Genomic DNA, 22758 nt, shown 5'->3' with positions numbered 1-22758 from the left:
CGCGATGAGCCTTCCGAACGCCCCCGCCTTCCAGCGCAGCCTCAGCGCGCTGGCCATCGCCTCGATCCTCGCCGGCTGCGCGAGCCAGCCCGTGGCGGACATCCGCCGCGAGGGGCGGCTCGACGGCCCGGTCGCCGGCACGCCCGCCTCGGCGACGGTCGTCGGCGCCAACGGCGAGATCGTCAGCACGCCGCTGCCCGAGCAGGAGGCCGGGCCGACCGCGCAGATCCGTCGCGGCACGGGGCAGGTGATCAACCGCCAGGCCGCCGCTGCGCCGCTGCCGAACCCGGGCGGCAGTTCGGGCGCGGCGACGTTCAACTTCGAGGGCGAGTCGCTGCATGCGGTCGTCAAGGCGATCCTCGGCGACATGCTCGGGCAGAACTACGTGATCGCGCCGGGCGTGCAGGGCACGGTGACGCTCGCGACGCCCAAGCCGGTGAGCCCGGCGGACGCGATGAACCTGCTCGAGATGGTGCTCGGCTGGAACAACGCGCGGATGGTGTACTCGGGCGGGCGCTACAACATCGTGCCGGCCGACCAGGCGCTGGCCGGCAACGTCGCGCCGCGCACCGGCCCGGCGTCGAGCGCGCGGGGCTTCGAGGCGCGCACCGTGCCCCTCAAGTACGTCTCCGCGACGGAGATGGAGAAGATCCTCAAGCCGTACGCGCGGCCGAGCGCGATCGTCGGCGTCGACAATGCGCGCAACGTGATCACGCTCAGCGGCAGCCGCACCGAGCTCGAGAACTACCTGCGCACGATCGAGATTTTCGACGTCGACTGGCTCAGCGGCATGTCGGTGGGCGTGTTCCCGCTGCAATCGGGCCGCGCCTCGCGCGTGGTCGCCGACCTCGAGAAGGTGTTCGGCGAGCAGAGCAAGTCGCCGGTCGCGGGCATGTTCCGCTTCATGCCGCTCGAGGGCGCGAACGCGATCCTCGTGATCACGCCGCAGGCGGCGTACCTCGACGACATCCAGCAGTGGCTCGAGCGCATCGACGGCGCCGGCGGCGATCCGCGCCTGTTCTCGTACGAGCTCAAGTACATCAAGGCGCGCGAACTCGCCGCGCGGCTGTCGGAAGTTTTCGGCAACGGCAGTGGCGGCAGCTCGGGCGGCACCTCCGCACCCTCCCTGATGCCGGGCCTGGAATCGGCCGAGCTGCGCGATACGGACGACGGCGCCACCGCCGCGATCGGCGGCGCGCCGCAGGGCGACGAGGCGAGTCTCGGTGGCGGCACAGGGGGGACGGGTGGCGCCGGCGGCTCGACGCCGTCGATGTCGCTCGGCGGCGGTGGCAACAGCCGCGGTGGTGGCGCCGGCAGCGTCTCGTTCGAGGTCGACGGCCAGCGCGTGGGCGTCAGCGCGGTGGACGAGACCAACTCGCTGCTCGTGCGTGCGACGCCGCAGGCCTGGCGCTCGATGCGCGAGGTGATCGAGCGCCTCGACGTGATGCCGATGCAGGTGCAGATCGAGGCGCAGGTCGTCGAGGTCACGCTGAGCGGCGCGCTCGAATACGGCGTCAACTGGTTCTTCGAGAACGCGGTGAGCGATGCCGCGACCGCGGGCGGCGCCGGCCTGCCCAATGCCGCGGCGCGTTCGATCTGGGGCGACCTGCGCGGCAGCGTGCGCCCGGTCAGCGGTGGCACGGGCGGGCTCGCGTGGACCTTCCTCGGCAACAATGCCGCGGCCGTCATCAGCGCGCTCGACCAGGTCACCGACCTCAAGCTGCTGCAGACGCCCTCGATCTTCGTGCGCAACAACGCGGAAGCCACGCTCAACGTCGGCTCGCGCATCCCGATCGAATCGGTCACCGTGGACCCGGGCATCGGCAATGGCGCGACCTTCAGCCAAGTGCAGTACCTCGACACCGGCGTGATCCTCAAGGTGCGCCCGCGCATCACCCGCGACGGCATGGTCTTCCTCGACATCGTGCAGGAGATCAGCTCGCCCGGCCCCCGCGAGACCGGCCAGCGCAACGTCTCCATCAACACCCGCAAGGTGAAGACCGAAACGGCGGTGCAGAGCGGCGAGACCGTGATGCTCGCCGGCCTGATCAGCGACGGCGTGACGCGTGGTTCCTCCGGCTTCCCGGGCCTGAGCCGGATCCCGGTGCTCGGTGGCCTGTTCGGCCGGCAGACCTCGCGGACGGATCGCAGTGAGGTCGTGGTGCTGCTCACGCCCACGGTGGTGCGCAATCCGCTCGAGGTGCGCCAGCTCACCGACGAATACGGCCAGCGCTTCCGTGCGCTCACCCCGATGCGGCCCAAGCCGAGGACGCAGGGCATCGAAGTCCGCTGACGCATGGCGGACGGCTGCGCAACAGGCGGCGCGCTGCCGGTGGTGGTCGTGACCGTCGGCGTCGACGAGCAGGCGCTCGATGCCTGCCTCGCCGCGCTCGATGCAGGCACGCCCGCCGGCACCCGCGTCTGGCTCGCCGACGATGCGCAGGGCGGGCCGCGCGTGCAGGCGGTGGTCGACGTTTGGCGCAGCCGCACGCGGCTCGACGTGGCCTACACCCGTCGCACGTCGCCGCTCGGCGAGAGCACGCACCTCGCCGACGTGCTCGCAGCCTGCAGCGATGACCACGTCGCGCTGCTGTCGGTGGATGCGCGCCCGGCGCCCGGCTGGCTGGTGCGCATGCACGCGTCGCTGCATGCCGAACCCGATGCCGTCGCGCTGACGCCCTGGTGCAATGCCGGCGAGACCGCGGGCTGGCCGCGGCTGGGCCGGGTCGAACCCGCGCCCGATTCCGCGCGCATCGCGCTCGCCGCGGCGGTGGCGGCGATGCCACCGGTCGCGTTGCCTGCGGCGGTCGACCACTGCGTGCTGCTGCGTGCCGGCGCCGCCCGACGCATCGGCGGGATCGATGCGGCGAGCTATCGCTCCGGCTATGCGGCGCTCATTGACTTGTCCCTGCGGCTCGCGGCGAACGGCGGGCGCGTGCTGCTGTGCACGCAGGCCTTCGTCGCGCGCGATCGCGAGGGCCGTCCCGCCGAGGGCGACCTCGAGCGCGTCGCCGCGCGCTGGCCGCGCTGGACGGCCGACCTCGCCGAATTCCTGATGCGCGATCCGGCGGCCGACGCACGCCGCGCGGTGGCCGCGGCGCTCGTGCGGCTCGAGGCGGGCGTGGCGCGGCAGCCCGTGCTGTTCCCGCCGGCGGATGCGCTCGCATGAGCGCGGACATCGCCGCCGTCGTGGTCACCTATCGCAGCGCGGAGACGATTGCGCTCTGCCTGGAACGGCTGCGCGCCGCCGAGGGCGTGGTGGCCATCCGCGTCGTCGACAACGGCTCCGACGACGGCACGGTGGAGATCGTGCAACGCCTGGCGAGCAGCGATGCGCGCCTGCGCTTCATCGCCAACCCCGATAACCCCGGTTTCGCCGTGGCCTGCAACCAGGGCGCGCGCGATGTCGACGCGCCGTGGCTCGCCTTCGTCAATCCCGACTGCCTGGTCGAGCCCGACAGCCTCGTGCGTTTGCGCGGGGCGGTCATGCAACTCGGCCCCGCGCTCGTCGGCGCGGACCTGGTCGACGAGGACGGCGTGCGCGATGGCGCCGCCCGCCGCCGCGATCCCGATTTCTTCGCGATGCTCGCGCGCGCACTGGAAGGCGCGGGCGCCGCGCTCGACGTGCCGGTCGAGCGCACGCCGCTGCAGGGGGTCGATGCGGTCTCGGGCGCATTGATGCTGCTGCCGCGCGCGCTGTTCGAGCACGTCGGCGGCTTCGACGAGGGCTATCGCCTGCATGCCGAGGATCTCGACCTGTGCCGGCGCGTGCGCGAGGCCGGCGCCGTGGTCGCGGTCGCGAACGACGTGCGCGTGGTGCACGTGCGTGGCGTGTCGAGCCGGTCGCGCCCGGTGTTCGTCGAGTGGCACAAGCACCGCGGGCTGTGGCGCTATTTCCGCCGGTTCGAGGCGCCGCGACGCAGCGGTCCGGTGCGCGCGGCAATCGCGCTGGCCATCGCCGTGCGCTTCGTCGTCGCCGCGCTGCGTGCCTGGTGGCGTGCCCGGGGCTAGCGGCCCAGGCGCAGCTTGAACTGCAGGCCGAGCGTGTTCGGGGTGACGCCGCTGATCCGCGGCAGGTAGATCAGGTTCATGCCCACGCGGTCGCCTTCGATCTTCGCGACCAGTCCACCCGCGGGCGCGATGCCGCCGTCGTTGTAGCCGGGATAGCCGGTCACCACGCCGGCCATGCCACCGACACGCACGAATCGCCCGAGCTGCAGCGGCGTGTAGTGGTAGAGCGCGTAGAGCGAGTGCTCGTCGACCGAGTTGCGGTAGTAGCCGGCCGAGGCGCCGTGCCGCGGCTTCCATTGCACCTCGAGGCCCGCGCCCCAGTTCTCCTGGTTGAAATCCTCGCCGGGCGCGAGGAAGTCCTCCTCGTCATCGAGGTGGTAGGAGGCGAGATTCACGTTGGCCCACCACTCGGGGGCCGCGGGGTCGCGCGCGCCCTGTCCACGCGCGACGCCGGCGGCGGCGAGCAGGACGGCGAACAGGCAGGGACGGAGCAGGCGGGCGGCGGTGGACATGGCGGCGGTCCCGGGGGGGTGACGCCTGCAGTGTCCGCGCCGCCGCGTGCAGTCGGGATCATGTCGGGCGGCCGCACGACCGATCCGCGCACGCAGGGCGTGCGTCGACCGGGCGGGCGGGCGCGGCGGTGCGTCAGCGGTGCGCGTTGATCGCGTCGCGCAGCGCGCGCGCGGCCGCCGCCGCCGCGTCCGCGTAATCCTCGCCCGCCGAGGCGTAGAGCACGGCACGCGAGGAGCTGACCATCAGGCCGGTACCGTCGGGCGTCTTGGCGTTCTCGACCACCGCCGCCGCATCGCCGCCCTGCGCCCCGACGCCGGGCACCAGCAGCGGCACGTCCTTCACCAGCGCGCGCACCTCGGCGAGCTGGCCGGGCCACGTCGCGCCCACCACCAGCGCCACGTTGCCGTTCGCGTTCCACTCCAGCGCCGCCTTCTTGGCCACGTGCTGGTACAGCGGCTGCCCGGCGACGAGCAGGTCCTGCAGCTCGCCCGCGCCGGGATTGGACGTGCGGCAGAGCACGATCACGCCGCGGTCGACGCGGTCGAGGAAGGGCTGCAGCGCATCGCGGCCGAGGTAGGGATTCACCGTCACCGCGTCGGCGCCATACCGGTCGAAGGCCTCGCTCGCGTAATGCTGCGCGGTGCTGCCGATGTCGCCGCGCTTGCTGTCGAGGATCACCGGCACGTCGGGGTGCGTCGTCTTGAGGTGCGCGATCAGGCGCTCCAGCGCGCCTTCGGCGCCGAGCGCGGCGAAGTGCGCGATCTGCGGCTTGAAGGCGCAGGCGTAGTCGGCGGTGGCGTCGGCGATGTCGCGGCAGAAGGCGAAGACCGCGTCGGGATCGTCCGCGAATCGGGCGGGGAACTTCGCCGGCTCCGGGTCGAGGCCCACGCAGACGAGGCTGTTGGCGGCCTGCCAGCGGGCGCGCAGGGCCTGCATGAAGGTCATCGGGCGTTCTCCGGAACGAGGGGCGCCGCGACGGCGCGCAGGGACAGATGCGGCCAGGCCTGCACCAGGCCCAGCAGGTGCACGAGGCCGTAGCCAAGGCAGATCAACGAGCTCCAGACGTCGAAGGCGGTCGGCGCGAAGTCGGCGTCGAGCATCAGCGGCAGCAGCACGAGGCCGCGCACGAGGTAGACCGCGGTGATCGCGACGAGCGCCGTGCGCAGCAGCGGCAGCCGGCGGATCACGCCGGCCCCGGACAGCGCGTACATCGCCCACAGGCCGAGCACGGCCGCGATCCCGAGCGTCACGAGGTCGGGCAGACGGCTGCCCGCTGCATCGAGCTGCGCGAAGCGCTCGCCGCGCCGAAGAAGCGGTACCACGCCGGCCCACCGAAGATGATCCCGACATGCACCAGCGCGGCGGCGGTGCTCAGCGCGGCGCCGAGCAGGAGCGGTCGGTTTCGGGGTGCGTCCATGAGGCCTCCGGCCATCGAATGCGAAGACGCCCGCCGGTGAGGGCGGGCGTCCGTGTCGCGATTACTTGAGCGCCTTGAAGCGCAGGCGGTGCGGCTGCGCGCCGGCCTCGCCGAGGCGACGCTTCTTGTCTTCCTCGTATTCGCGGTAATTGCCCTGGAAGAACTCCACGTGCGAATCGCCCTCGAACGCGAGGATGTGCGTGGCGATGCGGTCGAGGAACCAGCGGTCGTGCGAGATCACGAACGTGTTGCCCGGGAACTCGAGCAGCGCGTCCTCGAGCGCGCGCAGCGTCTCGATGTCGAGGTCGTTCGACGGCTCGTCGAGCAGCAGCACGTTGCCGCCCTGCAGCAGCGTCTTGGCCATGTGCAGGCGACCGCGCTCGCCGCCCGAGAGCTGGCTGACGATCTTCTGCTGGTCCTGGCCCTTGAAGTTGAAGCGGCCGATGTAGGCGCGCGACTGGATCTCGATGCCGTTGATGTTGAGGATGTCGAGGCCGCCGGACACCTCCTGGAAGACGTTGTGGTTGCCTTCGAGAGCGTCGCGGCTCTGGTCGACGTAGGCGAGCTTGACCGTCGGCCCGATGTCGATCGAGCCGGAATCCGGCTTCTCCTTGCCGATGATCATCTTGAACAGCGTCGACTTGCCGGCGCCGTTCGGGCCGATGATGCCGACGATCGCGCCCGGCGGCACCGAGAACGAGAGGTCGTCGATCAGCAGGCGGTCGCCGAACTTTTTGGACACGTTCTTGAACTCGATGACCTTCTGGCCCAGGCGCTCGCCCGGCGGGATGAAGATCTCGTTCGTCTCCTGGCGGCGCTGGTAGTCGACCGACTGCAGCTCCTCGATGCGTGCCAGGCGCGCCTTGCCCTTGGAGCGGCCGCCCTTGGCATTGCTGCGCGCCCATTCCAGCTCCTTCTGGATGGCCTTCTGGCGCGACTTCTCCTGGTTTTCTTCCTGCTTGAGGCGCTCGTCCTTCTGCACCAGCCACTCGGTGTAGTTGCCCTTCCACGGGATGCCGCGGCCGCGATCGAGCTCGAGGATCCACTCGGCGGCGTTGTCGAGGAAGTAGCGATCGTGCGTCACCGCCACCACGGTGCCGGTGTAGCGGGCGAGGAACTGCTCCAGCCACTCGACCGACTCGGCGTCGAGGTGGTTGGTCGGCTCGTCGAGCAGCAACATGTCCGGCTTCTGCAGCAGCAGGCGGCACAGCGCGACGCGGCGCTTCTCGCCGCCCGAGAGCTTGCCGACGATCGCGTCCCACGGCGGCAGGCGCAGCGCGTCGGCGGCGACTTCCAGCTGGTTCTCCAGCGTGTGCGCATCGCCGGCGGCGAGGATCGCCTCCAGCCGCTCCTGCTCCTTGGCGAGCGCGTCGAAGTCCGCGCCTTCCTCGGCGTAGGCGGCATAGACCTCTTCCAGCCGCGCCTGCGCCTGCAGCACTTCGCCCACGCCTTCCTCGACGGCCTGGCGCACGGTGTGCTCCGGATTGAGCTCCGGCTCCTGCGCGAGGTAGCCGACCTTGATGCCGGGCTGCGGCCGGGCTTCGCCGGAGAAATCGGTGTCGACGCCGGCCATGATCTTCAGCACGGTCGACTTGCCCGCGCCGTTCAGGCCGAGCAGGCCGATCTTCGCGCCCGGGAAGAACGACAGGGAGATGTCCTTGATGATCTGGCGCTTGGGCGGAACGGTCTTGCTGACGCCGTTCATCGTGTAGATGTACTGCATGGGATCTCCGGTGGAACGGGGCGCCCGGGCGGGGCGCCCGTGCACAGACGGCGGCCGCCCGGGCGGGCAGGGCCGAAGGAATGCGGAATAGCCGCAAATTATAAGCCGCGACGCGGGTTTGCGGGCCCGGGGCAGGGTGCCGACCGGCTAGAATCCGGCGATTCCCCGCCCCCTCCGGAGTTCCGATGTTCCCGCGCGATGCCCGTATCGAAGGATTCGACCCCGAACTGGCCCAGGCGATCGCGAACGAGGCGCGCCGGCAGGAGGACCACGTCGAGCTGATCGCCAGCGAGAACTACGCCTCCCCGCGCGTGCTCGAGGCGCAGGGCTCGGTCCTGACCAACAAGTACGCCGAAGGCTATCCGGGCAAGCGCTACTACGGCGGCTGCGAATACGTCGACGTGGCCGAGCAGCTCGCCATCGACCGCCTCAAGCAGCTGTTCGACTGCGACTACGCCAACGTGCAGCCGCATTCGGGTGCCTCCGCGAACATGGGCGTCTACTTCGCGCTGCTCAATCCGCACGACACCGTGCTCGGCATGTCGCTCGCGCACGGCGGGCACCTCACGCATGGCGCGAAGGTTAATTTCTCCGGCAAGGTCTTCAACGCGGTGCAGTACGGCGTCGACGAGAACGGCCTGATCGACTACGCCGAGGTCGAGCGCCTCGCGCAGGAGCACAAGCCGAAGATGCTGATCGCCGGGTTCTCGGCGTATTCGCGGATCATCGACTGGGCGCGCATGCGCCAGATCGCCGACAGCGTGGGCGCGATCTTCTTCGTCGACATGGCGCACGTCGCCGGGCTCGTCGCCGCCGGCGTGTACCCGAGCCCGCTGCCGCATGCGCACGTGGTGACGTCGACCACGCACAAGACCCTGCGCGGCCCGCGCGGCGGGATCATCCTGGCGAAGGATCCGGCCGAGGACCTCGTCAAGAAGCTGCAGTCGATCGTCTTCCCGGGCATCCAGGGCGGCCCGCTGATGCACGTGATCGCCGCCAAGGCCGTCGCGTTCAAGGAAGCGCTGGAGCCGGAGTTCAAGGGCTACCAGCAGCAGGTCGTGACGAACGCGCAGGCGATGGCGAAGACGCTGATGGCGCGCGGCTACAAGATCGTTTCCGGCGGCACCGACAACCACCTGATGCTGGTCGACATGATCGGGCGGGAAGTATCGGGCAAGGAAGCGGAGGCCGCGCTCGGCCGCGCGCACATCACCGTCAACAAGAACTCCGTGCCGAACGATCCGCGCTCGCCGTTCGTGACCTCGGGCCTACGCCTGGGCACGCCGGCAGTGACCACGCGCGGCTACGGCGAGGCCGAGTGCGTGGACCTCGCGAACTGGATCGCGGACGTGCTCGACAATCCGAAGGACGAGGCGGTGATCGCGCGCGTCGCGGAGGCCGTGCAGGCACAGTGCAAGCGGTTCCCGGTGTACGGGGACGCATGATGCGGGCGGCTCTGCTCTGCGTGTTGCTGCTGGCGCTGCCGACCGGCGCCCAGGAGGCGGTCGTGCCGATCGCCGACGTTCCGCTGCCGAACCGCGTCGATTACACGCATCCACGCGCTCGCGATCTCCCCATCCGCTGCCATGACGGCGATGTCGAGTACTTCGCGGGCAAGACGCTCGGCGAAGTGTTCGGTGATCAGTGGCCGGACGCCCCGGCCGCGACCCGTGCGACCCCCGCCCGTCAGGTCGAGCGTACGGCCCTGAGTTGGCCGAACGGTCTCGGGCAGACCGGTGCACGTTCGATGGTCGCCGTGCTCGTCGGGCCCGACGGCAAGGCCATCCAGGCGCGAGCGCTTTGCGCCTCCACGCCGGCGATCTCCAAGCCTGCCGTTCGCGCGTCGATGCGCAGCCGCTACGCACCGGCGACCTACGACGGGGTCCCTGCGACCGGTGTATTCATCAGCACGATCCGCTTCGGCGTGCTGGATGCGCCCGAGTCGCCCGTGCCCGAGCGCCCGGCTGCCGCCGGCCGCCCCTGATGCATTGCCCCTTCTGCCAGCACCAGGACACGCGCGTGATCGACTCGCGCGTGTCCGAGGACGGCGCCACGATCCGTCGGCGCCGCGTCTGCGAGGTCTGCGCGGAACGCTTCTCCACGCTCGAGACCGTCGAGCTCAAGCTGCCGACGATCGTGAAGAGCGACGGCCGGCGCGAGGCTTTCGACGCGCGCAAGTTGCGCATCGGCTTCGACCGCGCGCTGCAGAAGCGCCCCGTCGCCGAGGAGCAGATCGAGGCCGCGGTGCGTGCCGTCGTTCACCAGCTGCGCATGACCACCGAGCGCGAGGTGCCGTCGCGGCGCATCGGCGAGTTCGTCATGGGCGAGCTGCGCAAGCTCGATCATGTCGCCTACGTGCGCTTCGCGTCGGTCTACCGCGCGTTCGAGGACGTCGCGGACTTCCGCGAGGAACTCGACCGGCTCGAGCGCGACGTGACGCCGGAGGGGCAGCTTCCGCTGCTCGAGGAGCCGGAGCCGCGCCCCGAGCGCGGGCGCCGGCGTTGACCGCGGGCGCGGCCCGCGAGCGCGGCCGGGAGGCCCGATGACGTTTTCCGCGATCGACCATGCGCACATGGCGCGGGCGCTGCGCCTCGCCGAGCGCGGGCTCTACACGGCACGCCCGAATCCGGTCGTCGGCTGCGTGCTCGCGCACGGCGCGGACGTGGTGAGCGAGGGCTGGCACGAGCGCGCCGGCACCCCGCATGCCGAGGTTCATGCGCTGCGCGAGGCCGGCGAGCGTGCGCGCGGCGCGACCGCCTACGTCACGCTCGAGCCCTGCGCGCACACCGGGCGCACCGGGCCATGTGCCGACGCATTGATCGCGGCTGGCGTTTCCCGTGTCGTCGCCGCGATACGCGATCCGTTCCCGCAGGTGGACGGCGCGGGTTTCGATCGGCTGCGCGCGGCGGGCATCGAGGTCGCGCAGGGGCTGATGGAAGCGCAGGCGCGCACGCAGAACCGCGGCTTCCTGTCACGCATCGAACGCGGCCGGCCGTGGCTGCGCGTCAAGCTCGCGACCAGCCTCGACGGGCGCACCGCGCTGGCGAGCGGCGATTCGAAGTGGATCAGCAGCGAATCCTCGCGCCTGGACGTGCAGCGCTGGCGCGCCCGCGCCGGGGCGCTGCTCACCGGTGCGGGCACGGTGCTCGCGGACGATCCCTACCTCACGGTGCGCCTCGGCGACGACACGCCGTTCCTGCCGCCGTTGCGCGTGGTGCTCGACCCGGGCCTGGCGACGATCCACCGCGGCCACATCCGCGAAGGCGACGCGCCGACGCTCTACCTCCACGCGCCGGACGCGCGCGTGCCGCGGGGCGTCGAGGTCGATCGTGCGTCGGTGCCGGTGGCCGGCGTGCGCATGGACCTCGACGCGGTGCTCCGCCTGCTGGCCGAACGCGGCATCAACGAGGTGCAGGTCGAGGCCGGCGCGACGCTCGCCGGCGCGTTCGTCGCGGCGGGCCTGGTCGACGAGCTGCTGCTCTACGTCGCGCCGGTGCTGCTCGGTGCCGAGGCACGGCCGCTGCTCGACGGGCTCGACGTGCGCAGCATGGCCGAGCGGCACGCGCTGCGCATCGTCGAGACCCGCCAGGTCGGGCCCGACCTGCGTCTGCTCCTGCAGCCCGCGCCGCGCGCGTGAGCGTGCAGGACCATTTCTCGAGCGTCGCCGGCACGTATGCCGCAGCGCGCCCCGAGTATCCGGACGCCCTGTTCGACGCGATCGCGCGTCACGTCCCCGCGAGTGCCCACGTGTGGGAGCCCGGCGCGGGCAGCGGTCAGGCCACGCGCGGGCTCGCCGCGCGCTTCGCGCACGTGCACGCCACCGACCCGAGCCCGCAGCAGCTCGCCGAGCACTGGGCGCAGGCCGGCGACGCGCGTGTGAGCCTCGCGGTCGAGCCCGGCGAGGCCACGGCGCTTGCGCACGGATCGGTCGGCCTCGTGGCCGTCGCGCAGGCGCTGCACTGGTTCGACCTTCCGCGCTTCTTCGCCGAATGCGATCGCGTGCTCGCGCCGGGCGGCGTCCTCGCGGCCTGGGGCTATGGCGATTTCGACATCCCCGCCGGCATGGAGCGCGAGCTCGGCGCCTTCCGCGAGCGCATCGCGCCCGACTGGCCGCTCGGCCGATCGCTGGTCGACGCGCACTACGCTTCGTTCGACTGGCCCTTCGAGGCGCTGCCGGCGCCGGCCCTGTGGCTCGAAGTCGACTGGCCGCTCGAACGCGTGCTCGCCTACCTGTCGAGCTATTCGGCGGTCGTGCGCCATCGCGCGCGCACGGGCGAGGACGCCGTCGCGGCGCACCGCGGTGCCGTCACGGCGGCCTGGGGCGATCCGTCCGCCGTCCGCCGCATCCGCTGGCCGCTGTTCCTGCACCTGCGCCGCAAGCCGGCCTAGACGCCGACTGCGGCCGGCGGCGGAACGCGACGTCCCGCCGGTGCCGCGGCCCGCGGCGCTACAATGCGCGCGGCCGGTCCGCCGGCTTCCATGACGTCTTCAGGGCGGGGTGCGATTCCCCACCGGCGGTAGGCACGGCGACGTGCGAGCCCGCGAGCGCCTCTGCCCTGCGGAGGGTCAGCAGATCCGGTCCGATGCCGGAGCCGACGGTCGGGGTCGCGAGGCCCCGGAAAGTCCGGATGAGAGAAGACGGCTACCGCGTGCACGGCTCCGGCCGCGCGTGCGTCGCCTTCGTGCCCCGAGGCGTTTTTCGCCCGTCCTTCCGCGAGAAGCGTTTCATGTCCAGCTGCAGCACCGCGCGCACGGCCCCTCGGGGGCTGCGCTGATGTTCACCGGCATCATCGAGGGCGTCGGCGCGGTCGCGTCGATCGAGCCGCGTGGTGGCGACGTGCGCCTTCGCGTCCATACCGGCACGCTGCCCTTCGAGGACGTGCGCCTCGGCGAGTCGATCGCGGTCAATGGCGTCTGCCTGACCGTGGTGGCGGCCGATGCGGCGGCGTTCGAGGCCGACGCCTCCACCGAGACCCTATCGCTCACCACGCTCGGGCGCCTCGCGCCCGGCGCGCCGGTGAACCTCGAGCGCGCGATGCGACCGCAGGACCGGCTCGGCGGCCATCTGGTCAGCGGACACGTCGACGGTATCGGCGCGGTGCTGTCGGTGCACGACGACGCGCGCGCGCAGCGCTGGCGCTTCGCCGCGCCGCCCGCGTTCCTGCGCTATGTCGCGAAGAAGGGCTCGATCTGCGTGGACGGGGTGAGCCTCACCGTCAACGAAGTCGATGCCGACGGCTTCGAGGTGGCGCTGGTGCCGCACACCGTCGCGCATACCGCCTTTTCCAGCACGCGCGTCGGCGACGCGGTGAACCTGGAGATCGACCTCGTCGCCCGCTACGTCGAGCGCCTGCTCGCGAAGGACATGCCATGAGCTTTTCCCCCATCCCCGAACTGCTCGATGAGATCCGCGCCGGCCGCATGGTCGTCATCGTCGACGACGAGGACCGCGAGAACGAGGGCGACCTGATCATGGCCGCCGAGCTCGTGCGGCCGCAGGACATCAACTTCATGGTCACCCATGCGCGCGGGCTGGTCTGCCTGTCGCTCACGCGCGAGCGCTGCCGGCAGCTGGGGCTGCCGCCGATGGTCCGCGACAACACGTCGCCGCACCACACCAACTTCACCGTGAGTATCGAGGCGGCCGAGGGCGTCACCACCGGCATCTCCGCCTACGATCGCGCACACACCGTGCGCACCGCGGTGCGCCCCGACGCCGCCCCGCACGACCTCAGCCAGCCCGGCCACATCTTCCCGCTGATGGCGCAGCCGGGCGGGGTGCTCAGCCGCGCAGGCCACACCGAGGCGGCGAGCGACCTGTCGCTGCTCGCGGGGCTCGAGCCCGCCGGCGTGCTGGTGGAGATCCTCAATCCCGACGGCTCGATGGCGCGCCGGCCGGAACTCGAGGTGTTCGCGCGCGAGCACGGCCTGAAGATGGGCTCGATCGAGGCGCTGATCCGCTATCGGCTCGAGAACGAGCACACCGTCGAGCGGGTGGAGACGCGTGCGATCGAGACCGAGCATGGCCCGTTCACGCTGGCGGTCTATCGCGACCGCGTCGGCCATGCGCTGCACTTCGCGCTGTTGCGCGGAGAGCCCGATCCGGCGACGCCGACGCTCGTGCGCGTGCACATGCTCAATCCGCTGGCCGATGCCGTGCACTGGCGACGCGCGGATTTCGGCCCGGCGGTGGGCGACGTGCTCGCGCGGATCGCGGCCGAAGGCCGCGGCGCCCTCGTGCTGCTCGCCGAGCCGACCGACCCGGCCGCGCTGCTGGCGCGCATCCGCGAGCAGCCGGCGCCCGATCCCGAAGGCCGCGGCGCAGGGCTCGCGGAATGGCGGCGCAACGGCGCGGGCGCCCAGATCCTCGCCGACCTCGGCCTCGGCCGCCTGCGGGTGATCGGTACCCCGCGCAAGCAGATCGGCCTGGCGGGCTTCGGGCTCGAGGTGGTCGAGTACGTCGAGCCGGAGCGCTGAGCGACGTCTCACGGCCCGGCCGGCGGCGAGCCGGTAAACTCCGCGTCCCCCTTGAGGCCCCCTCGATGCCGCATTTCGAAGGCGACCTGCGCAGCCCCGACGGCGCGCGCTACGCCATCATCGCCAGCCGCTGGAACCCGCGCATCACCGATGCGCTGGTGGCCGGCGCGCGCAAGACATTCGCCGATCACGGCGTGACGGACGAGGCGGTCGACGTGGTGCGCGTGCCCGGCGCCTGGGAGATCCCGCTCGCGATCGCGCGGCTTGCCGCCGCGGGTCGGCATGCGGCGTTCGTGGCGCTCGGCTGCGTGGTACGCGGCGATACGCGGCATTACGAGCAGGTCGCCGACGGCTGCTCCGACGCGCTGATGCGCCTGCAGCTCGACCATGCGCTGCCCGTGGCGAACGGCGTGCTCGCCGTCGACCGCTTCGAGGACGCGCAGGCGCGCGCCGACGGCACGCACGGCAACAAGGGCGAGGAGGCCGCGCTCGTCGCGATCGAGATGGCCCATCTGCTCACCCGGCTGCCGAAGGCGGCCGAATGATTCCGCGCGACGGCGTTCCCGCGCCGCGTGCTCCCGGCCCCGGCCGGCTCCCGATGGAACCGCACGCATGAACCGCAACACCCGCAAGGACGGCATCGATCCCGTCGCCCGCTCCCGCGCCCGCCGCCGTGCGCTGCAGGCCGTCTACGCCTGGCAGATGTCCGGCGCGAACGCGCGCGAGGTGATCGCGCAGTTCGCCCACGAGCAGGCGAATGAAGTGGCCGACCTCGAGTACTTCGAGGACCTGGTCCGCGGCGTCGACGGGAATCACGAGGCGCTCGACGAGGCGCTGCAGCCGTACCTCGACCGCGACATCGACCAGGTCGACCCGGTCGAGCGCGCGGTGCTCCGCATCGCCACCTACGAGCTGCGCATGCGGCCCGACGTGCCCTACCGCGTGGTGATCAACGAGGCGATCGAGACCGCCAAGCGCTTCGGCGCCGAGCACGGCCACACCTATATCAACGGCGTGCTCGATCGCGCGGCGGCCGAGTGGCGCGGCGTCGAGGTGCAGGCCGCGCGCCGGCCGCGCTGAGCCCGCGCACGCCGTGGACCGTCCCGGCGAGTTCGACTTGATCGAGCGCATCCGTCGCCGCGCGGGGACGCGCGCGGACGTGCTGCTCGGCATCGGTGACGATGCCGCGCTGCTGCAGCCGCCCGCGGGCATGCAGTTGGCGATCGCGATGGACGTGCTCAATGCGGGCGTGCATTTCCCCGTGGACACCGCGCCTGCCGACATCGGCTGGAAGGCGCTCGCGGTGAACCTCTCGGACCTGGCGGCGATGGGCGCGTCACCGGCCTGGTGCACGCTCGGGCTCGCGCTGCCGCAGGGCGATGCGGCCTTCGTCGACGGCCTGCTCGACGGCTTCCTCGCGCTCGCCGATGCGCACCGCGTCGCGCTGGTGGGCGGCGACACCACGCGCGGGCCGCTGTCGGTCAGCGTGACCGCTCACGGCCTGCTCCCGCCCGGCAGCGCGCTGCGGCGTGGCGTGGCGCGGGCCGGCGACAGCGTCTGGATCAGCGGCACGCCCGGGGACGCCGCGGGTGCGCTCGGCGCGCTGGGCCTCGGCCTTGCGGTACCGCACGAGCATGCGCCTGCCGATGCGCTCGCCGCGCTGCGCGCGCGGCTCGACCGCCCGACGCCGCGCGTCGCGCTGGGGCTCGCGCTGCGTGGCGTGGCGCATGCCTGCATCGACATCTCCGACGGCCTGCTCGCCGATGCCGCGCACGTGGCCGCCGCCAGCGGCGTGGCGGTCGAGTTCGACGTGGACCTGTGGCCGACGTCCCCCGCGCTCGCGGCCGCCTTCGACACGGATGCGCGTCGCGTGCTGCAGGCCGGCGGCGGCGACGACTACGAGCTGTTGTTCACCGCCCCGGACGGCGCCGAGGCCGCGATCGAGGCAGCGGCCGCGCGCAGCGGCACGCCGGTGACGCGCGTGGGCCGCGTGCGTGCCGGCGCGGGCGTGGCGGTGCGCGCATCCGACGGTCGTGCCTGGGCGGCCGGCCGCCGCGGCTACACGCATTTCGGGGAGGACGCGTGAGGCTCGTCGCGCGCCGCGCTGCGGCGAACGCGCGCAGCGACGCGCTGGATGTCCATCGCGAGGACGGCAGCGTCGCGAGCATCCCGCTGCCCCGGCAGGGCATCCTCCCGCACGACCTCGTGCATGCAGTGGTGGAATCGATGCTGCCGCTGCGCGGCTACCTCGGCGCGATCGACGCGGGTGCGGAACTCGCCTTCACGATGCAGGCGCCGTCGCCGGAACACGCGGCATCGCTGGCGCGCGTGGAGGCGGTGGTCGAGGCGCTGCAGTCGCAGCTGTGGGCCGGCGCGCTCGATGCCGCCGCGTTCGACGCGGGCCTACGCGGCGCCTGCGCGCAGCGCGCCGTGGACCCGCCGCAGCTCGACGCCGCCATGCTGGCGCGCCTGTACGACGCCGCGCAGGCGCTCGATGCACGCTGGCAGGCGGTGCCGCCCTATGGGGCGCTGGAGCTCGACTTCGTGCCGGCCGGCTGAGCGGCGAGCACCGCGGCGACGCGCTCGCGCAGCGCGGGCACGACCTCCGCCTCGAACCACGCATTCGCCTTGAACCAGCCCACGTTGCGCGGGCTCGGATGCGGCAGCGGCAGCGCCTCGGGCAGGTAGTCGCGCCAGGCGCGCACGGTCTCGGTCAGCGTCGCGCGGCGTCGCGCACCGAGCACGTGGGCCTGTGCGTACTGGCCGATCGCGAGCGTGAGTGCGACCGACGGCAGCAGCGGACGCAGGCGCGGATGCCACGTCGCCCGGCATTCCGGTCGCGGCGGCGCGTCGCCGGAGCCGGCGCGGCCCGGATAGCAGAAGCCCATCGGCACGATCGCCACGCGGCGCTCGTCGTAGAAGGCGTCGGACGCGAGGCCGAGCCAGTCGCGCAGGCGTCGCCCGCTCGCATCATCCCAGGGCACGCCGCTCGCATGCACGCGCGTGCCGGGTGCCTGGCCCACGACCAGCAGGCGTGCGGTCGGCGACGCGCGCAGCACCGGCCGCGGGCCGAGCGGCAGGTGCGCCTCGCACAGGCGGCAGGCGCGGATCGCGTCGAGCAGGGCGGGAAGGTCGGTCAAGGCGGGCAGCCCGGTGGAGCCGGCATTCTCCGAGGGCGGTGCTGAGCGGCGGCGGACCGTGCGTCGCTGCACGCCGCAGGGTCGTGCACTGACCGAGGGCGGCGGCGCACGCTGCAAGCAGGCCACCCGTTCGCGCTTCCCAGCAACGCATCAGTGCAGCAACTTGCCCGGATTGAGGATCCGTCCGGATCGGACGCGGCCCGGACCTGTCGCATCAGCGCGAGCGCGGCGCGCTCACCGCCTCACGAAGTGCGTCGCGCGCGTCACGGCGTGCCGGGCCGCGTGCACCGGCATGCGACCTATCGTCCGCTGCGAGTCGACCTGCACGCGCTGCCACGCGATGCATGGAGCGGGCATCGTCAGTCGTCCGCGCGGAATGCGTCGCGGATCCAGCGCAGTGTCGGCGCGGCAGGATCGCCTTCGGCCTCGACCACATCGAACCGGCATGCCGCCTGCGCCCAGCGCGGATGCGCGCCGAGGAAGGCGCCCGCGGCCTGCACCAGCTTGCGGCGCTTGGCCGCGGTGATCGACTCGGCGCCGCCGCCGAAGCGGCTCGCCGTGCGATGGCGAACCTCGACGAAGACGAGTATCGGGCCGTCGGCCATGACGAGGTCGAGCTCGCCGAAGCGATACGTCGCGTTCGTCGTGACCGGCGTCAGTCCCGACCGGGTGAGATACGACTGCGCGGCGGCTTCGACCGCCGCGCCGCGCGCACGCGTCGAAGCCGCGTCGGACGCGGGCTCAGCGCGCCGCGTCGGCCAGCGGGGCGGGCTCGCCATCGCGGAAGGTCGACCACGCGGGCGTGCGCAGCACGTTGCCGAAGCCGTCCAGGCGCAGCACGCCGGTGGCGCCGTCGATCGAGCCTTCCGCGCTGCGCCCGAGCAGGTCGAGGTAGGCGGTCAGCAGCCAGGCGTCGTAACCGAAGGCGAACAGGCGGCCGGCCGCGCCGCGCGCGGTCGGCAGGCGGGCACCGGCGGCCTCGGCGGTCGGCAGCGAGCGCACGCTGCGGGTGATCCAGCTCTCGCTCGGGAACGCGATGCCGTCGAGCGCGCGATCGTCGGCGGCCTTGCCTGTGCCGGCGAGCAGTTGCGACGTCGCCGCGCGCGGCTTGCCGGCCAGTCCTGCCGCCGCGAGGCGAGGCGCGATGAGGCGCGCGGTGTTGCCGCGCGTGGCGAGGAAGACGCCGTCCGCCGCGGCGTGCGGTGCGAGGTCCGCCGTACCTTCGGTGACGGTGGCGAGCACGCGGCCGCCGCGCGAGGTCATGCGCTCGCGGAAGGCGGCGACGGCGCGCCGCTGGGTGTCGTCGTCGCCGGCGACCACGAGCACCTCGCGCGCGCCACGGCCGAGCAGGAAGTCCGCGGCTGCGAGGCCCTCGTCCTCGGGCGACAGCGAGAAGCTCGCATGGCCCTGCGGCGGCGACTGCGTGCCGCGGTTGAGCGCGAGCGTGGCGACCGGCAGCGTGCCGCGGCCGAACAGCGCAGCGACCTCGTCGCGGCCGAGCGGGCCGACGATGAAGTCGACGCCGTCGCCCGCGGCGCGGTCGTAGGCGGACAGCGCACCGGCCGGGGTACCCGCCGTGTCGTAGAAGCGGATGTCGGGGCGGCGGCGGCCTTCGCCGTAGTAGCCGGCGAGGAAGCCGTCGCGTACCGGGCGCGCGGCGCCGGCGAGGCTGCCCGAAAGCGGCAGCAGCACCGCGAGTTTCACCGGCGGGCGATAGCCGTCGCGATCGGCGGCCGGACGGTCGTCGAAGTCCCAGCCGGCGCGCGCGAACGGCTTGGGGAGCGGCAGCCCGCGGCGCAGCAGCGCGCGGCCGAGGTAGGGATACAGCGCATCGCCCGCGTCGAGCGCGGCGGCCTCGCGACGCAGCCCGGCATCGTCGAGCTTTGCGATCAGGCGCTCGATCTCGGCCTCCGTGGTGCGCTTCGCTTCGCCGGTCTGTGCGGCCGCGGTGCGCGCGAGCGCGGCGGCCTCGCGCACGGCATCGCGATCGGCCTGCGTGGTGCTGGGCGCGGTCGGCGCGGCTGGCCGCGTATTGACCTGCGAGCAGCCGACCGCCAGCAGCGCCACAAGGCCCGCGGCGAGCAGGCGCACGACAGCGCGGGACGGGACACGGAACGACGGGGTGAGAGGCATGCGCGCGGGGGGACGGCGAGGACCGGGTTAGGATTCTACCCGCGCCCTGTGTAGGAACACGATGCAGACCCCCGGCACGCTCCACGTGGTCGCCACGCCCATCGGCCACCTCGGCGACCTCAGCCCGCGGGCGCTCGAGACGCTTCGCACGGTCGACGCGATCTGCGCCGAGGACACCCGCCACACGCGCCAGCTCCTCGCGCATTTCGGCCTCGAGCGACCGCTAATCGCGCTCCACCAGCACAACGAGGACGCGCAGGTCGGCCAGCTGGTCGAGCGCCTGCGCGCCGGGCAGTCGCTCGCGCTCGTGAGCGACGCCGGCACGCCGCTCGTCAGCGATCCCGGCTACCGCCTCGTGCGCGGCGCGCGCGAGGCGGGGCTGCGGGTCTCGCCGGTGCCGGGCGCCTGCGCGGCGATCGCGGCGCTGAGCGTCGCGGGGCTGGCGTCCGACCGGTTCGTCTTCGAGGGCTTCCTGCCCGCGAAGTCCGGTGCGCGGCGCGAGCGCCTCGCCGCGTTCGGCGCCGAAACGCGCACGACGATCCTGTACGAGTCCGCGCATCGCATCGAGGAGACGCTCGCCGACATCGTGGCCGTGCTCGGCGCCGATCGCGGCCTCGTGCTCGCCCGCGAGCTCACCAAGCTGTTCGAGACGGTGCTCGACGGCCCGGCCGCGGACGTGCTCGCGCAGGTGGCCGCGGACCCGAACCAGCGTCGCGGCGAGTTCGTGCTGGTGCTCGCGGGTGCGCCGGAAAACGAGGACGCGCGCGTCCTCGAAGGCCGCAGGCTCTACGCGAAGCTCGTCGACCACCTCAAGCCTTCGCAGGCCGCCAAGCTCGCCGCCGAGCTCAGCGGCGCGCCGCGCAAGGCGCTCTACGGCGGCGAGTGAGCGATCGTCGAGCGGCCGGACCGTTCAGGCGGCGCCGTATCGCCCGTCCCGCCCCACCCGTACACTTCGCCGCGGCGGAGTCGGCCAGACAGTCGCGTCATCGGAAACGATGCCGAGGAAAGTCCGGGCTCCACAGGGCACGGTGCCAGGTAACGCCTGGGCGGGGCGACCCGACGGAAAGTGCAACAGAGAGCAGACCGCCGATGGCCCTCGGGCACAGGCAAGGGTGAAACGGTGCGGTAAGAGCGCACCGCGAGTCCGGCAACGGACCGGCATGGCAAACCCCACCGGGAGCAAGACCAAATAGGGAGACGATGCCGCGGCCCGCGGTGTCTCCGGGTAGGTTGCTCGAGCGGCGCGGTGACGCGTCGCCTAGAGGAATGACTGTCCACGACAGAACCCGGCTTACCGGCCGGCTCCGCCACTTTCCTTTCCGCTCAATGACTTGGCACAAGCAGCCGTAGGCGGCCGTGCCGACGGACGGTGGGCGCCGTGAAAGCGGCCGTAGGGACTGTGGATATCCAGTGAAGATTTCGCTGTCAAAGCCTTTGGTCTCAGGATTTGAGACAAAACAGCAGCTTGTGGATAAAGCTTGAACAATTCTCTCAAGTGTTCTGCAAGTCGTTGACTTCACTTAGGAAAATGAGCGCGCCGGATTGTTGACAACCCTCGGGGAGGGGCCTAAGGTGGGCTCCCGTGGGAAAACCGGGTAATTCGTGGTTTTCCCCTCACTGTCAAGCCCGCGTGAAGACGGGCGGCCGAAGGGGACAGGTCCCGTGTTCCAGGGCGAAACCGCCATCACCATCGACGACAAGGGCCGGATGGCAGTGCCCACTGCCTACCGGGACCTGATCGCGCGTGAGTGCGGCGGCCGACTGGTGTTCACGTACAACCCATTCGAGCCGGGCTCGCTCTACCTCTATCCGCAGCCGGTCTGGGAACGCGTCCGCGACCAGGTCAATGCGCTGCCGCGGACCAAGCGCACCAGTCGTCAGTTCCAGCTCAAGCTGGTCGGCGCGGCCACCTTCGTCGAGCCCGACGCCAACGGTCGCATCTCGGTGCCCGCGAGCCACCGCGCCGCGGTCGGCATCGAGAAGCGCGCGGTGCTGCTGGGCATGGGCGACAAGTTCGAACTGTGGAGCGAGCAGGCGCACCACGCCCAGATCCGCCAGACGATCTCTGACGACGATCTGAGCGACGGCCTGCTCGACCTGGCGCTGTGACGGTGGGTGGCATGGAGCGCACCCAGCGCTCGGGCCACCTCCCGGTGCTGTACACGCAGGTCCTGGACGGCCTGCGGGTGGTGGGGGATGGAACGTATCTGGACGGCACGTTCGGTCGCGGCGGGCATGCCCGCGGCGTGCTCGAACACCTGGGCCCGGAAGGTCGCCTGCTCGTGATGGACAAGGATCCCGATGCGATCGCCGTCGCCGGACGCGAGTTCGGTGGCGATCCGCGCGTGGCCGTCTTCCACGGCTCGTTCGCGCAGCTCGGGCAATGGAACGCGACCGCGGGCGGACTCGACGGCGTGCTGTTCGATCTCGGCGTGTCCTCGCCGCAACTCGACGTGGCCGAGCGCGGCTTCTCGTTCGGCAAGGACGGCCCCCTCGACATGCGCATGGACCCGACGTCGGGTGAGAGCGCGGCCGACTGGCTCGGGCGCGCCACCGACAAGGAGATCGCCGACGTGCTGTGGACGTTCGGCGAGGAGCGCCAGAGCCGCCGCATCGCCCGCGCGATCGTCGCGCGCCGCGACGAGCAACCGCTGCTGCGCACCGCGCAGCTCGCGGACCTGATCGCCTCGGTGATCCCGCGCGGCGACCAGAAGATCCATCCGGCCACGCGCTCGTTCCAGGCGATCCGCATCTACATCAACCGCGAGCTCGGCGACCTCGAGGACGGCCTCGACGCCGCGCTCGCGCGCCTGAAGCCCGGCGGTCGGCTCGCCGTGATCAGCTTCCATTCGCTGGAAGACCGCATCGTCAAGCAGTTCATCGCGCGCCATGCGAAGGCACCCGCAGGCAATCGGCGCATGCCGATCGAGGCGGCGTTCACGCCGACGCTGCGCGACGTGAGCGGCGCGGTGAAGGCTGACGACGCCGAACTCGCCGCGAATCCGCGTGCCCGCAGCGCGGTGCTGCGCGTCGCCGAGAAGCTGGAGCGCGCCGCATGATCCTGCGCGTCGTGCTCGCCGTGCTCGTCGTCGCGAACGTCGCCACCGGCTTGGCGATCGTGCACGCGCGGCATGCGCATCGGCAGCTGTTCGTGCAGGTCAGCCGGCTGGAGAAGGCACGCGACGAGCTCAACATCGAGTTCGGCCGGCTGCAGCTCGAGCAGGCGACCTGGGCCGAGGCCAATCGCATCGACCAGGTCGCGCGCGACCGGCTCGGCATGAAGTTTCCCGAAGGCAACGAGATCGTGGTGATCCGCCCATGAGGACGTCGGGCGAAGGCCGCGA

The 22758-nt window shown here is 72.2% G+C and carries 26 protein-coding genes, 1 other RNA gene and 1 riboswitch; of the genes, 19 read left to right on the top strand and 8 right to left on the bottom strand.

The genetic code is table 11. The features are described 5' to 3' along the window. The first annotated feature begins 4 nt into the window (after positions 1–4). Genes gspD through ACYVJJ_RS01060 form a run of 3 tightly spaced genes read left to right on the top strand, consistent with a single transcriptional unit; the run spans position 5 to position 4011 of the window. On the top strand, positions 5–2293 hold the full coding sequence (gene gspD, locus ACYVJJ_RS01070; protein ID WP_460830394.1) for a type II secretion system secretin GspD: 2289 nt from the start codon (positions 5–7) through the stop codon (positions 2291–2293). Between the two features lie 3 nt (positions 2294–2296). Further along, complete coding sequence (locus tag ACYVJJ_RS01065; RefSeq protein WP_460830393.1) at positions 2297–3169, top strand: glycosyltransferase family 2 protein; 873 nt, start codon at positions 2297–2299, stop codon at positions 3167–3169. Continuing rightward, complete coding sequence (locus tag ACYVJJ_RS01060; RefSeq protein ID WP_460830392.1) at positions 3166–4011, top strand: glycosyltransferase family 2 protein; 846 nt, start codon at positions 3166–3168, stop codon at positions 4009–4011. The genes ACYVJJ_RS01065 and ACYVJJ_RS01060 overlap by 4 nt, the downstream gene beginning before the upstream one ends. On the opposite strand, the gene ACYVJJ_RS01055 is transcribed toward ACYVJJ_RS01060, so the two are convergent. From ACYVJJ_RS01055 to ettA, 5 genes are all read right to left on the bottom strand, one after another. Then, the gene (locus tag ACYVJJ_RS01055; RefSeq protein WP_460830390.1) at positions 4008–4523 is read right to left on the bottom strand and encodes a hypothetical protein; all 516 of its coding nucleotides are present in this window, start codon (positions 4521–4523) and stop codon (positions 4008–4010) included. The genes ACYVJJ_RS01060 and ACYVJJ_RS01055 overlap by 4 nt on opposite strands. 133 nt (positions 4524–4656) lie before the next feature. Beyond that, the gene (pyrF, locus tag ACYVJJ_RS01050) at positions 4657–5469 is read right to left on the bottom strand and encodes an orotidine-5'-phosphate decarboxylase (RefSeq protein ID WP_460830389.1); all 813 of its coding nucleotides are present in this window, start codon (positions 5467–5469) and stop codon (positions 4657–4659) included. Continuing rightward, positions 5466–5774, bottom strand: a complete 309-nt coding sequence (locus ACYVJJ_RS01045; RefSeq protein WP_460830387.1) for a hypothetical protein — start codon at positions 5772–5774, stop codon at positions 5466–5468. Before ACYVJJ_RS01045 ends, pyrF begins: the two co-directional genes overlap by 4 nt. Then, positions 5771–5941, bottom strand: a complete 171-nt coding sequence (locus tag ACYVJJ_RS01040; RefSeq protein ID WP_460830385.1) for a hypothetical protein — start codon at positions 5939–5941, stop codon at positions 5771–5773. The genes ACYVJJ_RS01045 and ACYVJJ_RS01040 overlap by 4 nt, the downstream gene beginning before the upstream one ends. Positions 5942–6002: 61 nt before the next feature. Beyond that, complete coding sequence (gene ettA / locus ACYVJJ_RS01035) at positions 6003–7664, bottom strand: energy-dependent translational throttle protein EttA (protein WP_460830384.1); 1662 nt, start codon at positions 7662–7664, stop codon at positions 6003–6005. Between the two features lie 185 nt (positions 7665–7849). On the opposite strand from ettA, the gene glyA reads away from it, so the two are divergent. From glyA to ACYVJJ_RS00980, 11 genes are all read left to right on the top strand, one after another. Next, positions 7850–9109, top strand: a complete 1260-nt coding sequence (gene glyA / locus ACYVJJ_RS01030) for a serine hydroxymethyltransferase (RefSeq protein WP_460830382.1) — start codon at positions 7850–7852, stop codon at positions 9107–9109. Beyond that, a complete protein-coding gene (locus tag ACYVJJ_RS01025; protein WP_460830380.1) occupies positions 9109–9648 on the top strand; it encodes an energy transducer TonB in 540 nt (179 codons plus the stop codon). Before glyA ends, ACYVJJ_RS01025 begins: the two co-directional genes overlap by 1 nt. Continuing rightward, positions 9648–10169 carry a transcriptional regulator NrdR gene (gene nrdR, locus ACYVJJ_RS01020; RefSeq protein WP_460830379.1) on the top strand — a complete coding sequence of 174 codons (522 nt, stop codon included), beginning with the start codon at positions 9648–9650 and terminating at the stop codon, positions 10167–10169. Before ACYVJJ_RS01025 ends, nrdR begins: the two co-directional genes overlap by 1 nt. A 37-nt stretch (positions 10170–10206) precedes the next feature. Then, the gene (gene ribD / locus ACYVJJ_RS01015; protein ID WP_460830377.1) at positions 10207–11301 is read left to right on the top strand and encodes a bifunctional diaminohydroxyphosphoribosylaminopyrimidine deaminase/5-amino-6-(5-phosphoribosylamino)uracil reductase RibD; all 1095 of its coding nucleotides are present in this window, start codon (positions 10207–10209) and stop codon (positions 11299–11301) included. After that, positions 11298–12053 (top strand): class I SAM-dependent methyltransferase, encoded by a 756-nt coding sequence (locus tag ACYVJJ_RS01010; protein WP_460830376.1) that lies wholly within the window; start codon positions 11298–11300, stop codon positions 12051–12053. Before ribD ends, ACYVJJ_RS01010 begins: the two co-directional genes overlap by 4 nt. 91 nt (positions 12054–12144) lie before the next feature. Beyond that, a riboswitch (FMN riboswitch) is annotated at positions 12145–12308 on the top strand. Between the two features lie 130 nt (positions 12309–12438). Next, a complete protein-coding gene (locus ACYVJJ_RS01005; protein ID WP_460830374.1) occupies positions 12439–13038 on the top strand; it encodes a riboflavin synthase in 600 nt (199 codons plus the stop codon). Continuing rightward, positions 13035–14141: a 3,4-dihydroxy-2-butanone-4-phosphate synthase gene (ribB, locus tag ACYVJJ_RS01000; protein ID WP_460830373.1), complete on the top strand. Its 1107-nt coding sequence runs from the start codon at positions 13035–13037 to the stop codon at positions 14139–14141. Before ACYVJJ_RS01005 ends, ribB begins: the two co-directional genes overlap by 4 nt. Positions 14142–14206: 65 nt before the next feature. Continuing rightward, on the top strand, positions 14207–14686 hold the full coding sequence (ribH, locus tag ACYVJJ_RS00995; protein ID WP_460830372.1) for a 6,7-dimethyl-8-ribityllumazine synthase: 480 nt from the start codon (positions 14207–14209) through the stop codon (positions 14684–14686). A 67-nt stretch (positions 14687–14753) separates the two neighbouring features. Continuing rightward, positions 14754–15221, top strand: a complete 468-nt coding sequence (gene nusB, locus ACYVJJ_RS00990; RefSeq protein ID WP_460830370.1) for a transcription antitermination factor NusB — start codon at positions 14754–14756, stop codon at positions 15219–15221. A gap of 13 nt (positions 15222–15234) precedes the next feature. Next, positions 15235–16227, top strand: coding sequence for a thiamine-phosphate kinase (gene thiL / locus ACYVJJ_RS00985; protein ID WP_460830369.1), 993 nt, complete (start codon positions 15235–15237; stop codon positions 16225–16227). Next, positions 16224–16700: a hypothetical protein gene (locus tag ACYVJJ_RS00980; protein ID WP_460830367.1), complete on the top strand. Its 477-nt coding sequence runs from the start codon at positions 16224–16226 to the stop codon at positions 16698–16700. Before thiL ends, ACYVJJ_RS00980 begins: the two co-directional genes overlap by 4 nt. On the opposite strand, the gene ACYVJJ_RS00975 is transcribed toward ACYVJJ_RS00980, so the two are convergent. From ACYVJJ_RS00975 to ACYVJJ_RS00965, 3 genes are all read right to left on the bottom strand, one after another. Then, entirely contained in the window at positions 16661–17281 is a 621-nt protein-coding gene (locus ACYVJJ_RS00975) for a uracil-DNA glycosylase family protein (protein ID WP_460830365.1), read from the bottom strand. The genes ACYVJJ_RS00980 and ACYVJJ_RS00975 overlap by 40 nt on opposite strands. Positions 17282–17640: 359 nt before the next feature. After that, a complete protein-coding gene (locus ACYVJJ_RS00970) occupies positions 17641–18060 on the bottom strand; it encodes a YraN family protein (protein ID WP_460830363.1) in 420 nt (139 codons plus the stop codon). Continuing rightward, positions 18023–19372 carry a penicillin-binding protein activator gene (locus ACYVJJ_RS00965; protein WP_460830362.1) on the bottom strand — a complete coding sequence of 450 codons (1350 nt, stop codon included), beginning with the start codon at positions 19370–19372 and terminating at the stop codon, positions 18023–18025. The genes ACYVJJ_RS00970 and ACYVJJ_RS00965 overlap by 38 nt, the downstream gene beginning before the upstream one ends. A 103-nt stretch (positions 19373–19475) precedes the next feature. Between ACYVJJ_RS00965 and rsmI the strand changes: the two genes are divergently transcribed. From rsmI to ftsL, 5 genes are all read left to right on the top strand, one after another. Beyond that, positions 19476–20300, top strand: a complete 825-nt coding sequence (gene rsmI, locus ACYVJJ_RS00960) for a 16S rRNA (cytidine(1402)-2'-O)-methyltransferase (RefSeq protein WP_460830361.1) — start codon at positions 19476–19478, stop codon at positions 20298–20300. Between the two features lie 76 nt (positions 20301–20376). Then, positions 20377–20724, top strand: an RNA gene (gene rnpB, locus ACYVJJ_RS00955) — RNase P RNA component class A. A gap of 352 nt (positions 20725–21076) precedes the next feature. Then, complete coding sequence (gene mraZ / locus ACYVJJ_RS00950) at positions 21077–21523, top strand: division/cell wall cluster transcriptional repressor MraZ (RefSeq protein ID WP_460830359.1); 447 nt, start codon at positions 21077–21079, stop codon at positions 21521–21523. Positions 21524–21534: 11 nt separating this feature from the next. Continuing rightward, on the top strand, positions 21535–22473 hold the full coding sequence (gene rsmH / locus ACYVJJ_RS00945; RefSeq protein WP_460830357.1) for a 16S rRNA (cytosine(1402)-N(4))-methyltransferase RsmH: 939 nt from the start codon (positions 21535–21537) through the stop codon (positions 22471–22473). Then, positions 22470–22736: a cell division protein FtsL gene (ftsL, locus tag ACYVJJ_RS00940; protein ID WP_460830355.1), complete on the top strand. Its 267-nt coding sequence runs from the start codon at positions 22470–22472 to the stop codon at positions 22734–22736. The genes rsmH and ftsL overlap by 4 nt, the downstream gene beginning before the upstream one ends. Positions 22737–22758 lie beyond the last annotated feature (22 nt).

This window comes from Lysobacter humi (ex Lee et al. 2017) (assembly GCF_054781815.1).
This window is presented reverse-complemented; position numbering and strand designations above follow the sequence as displayed.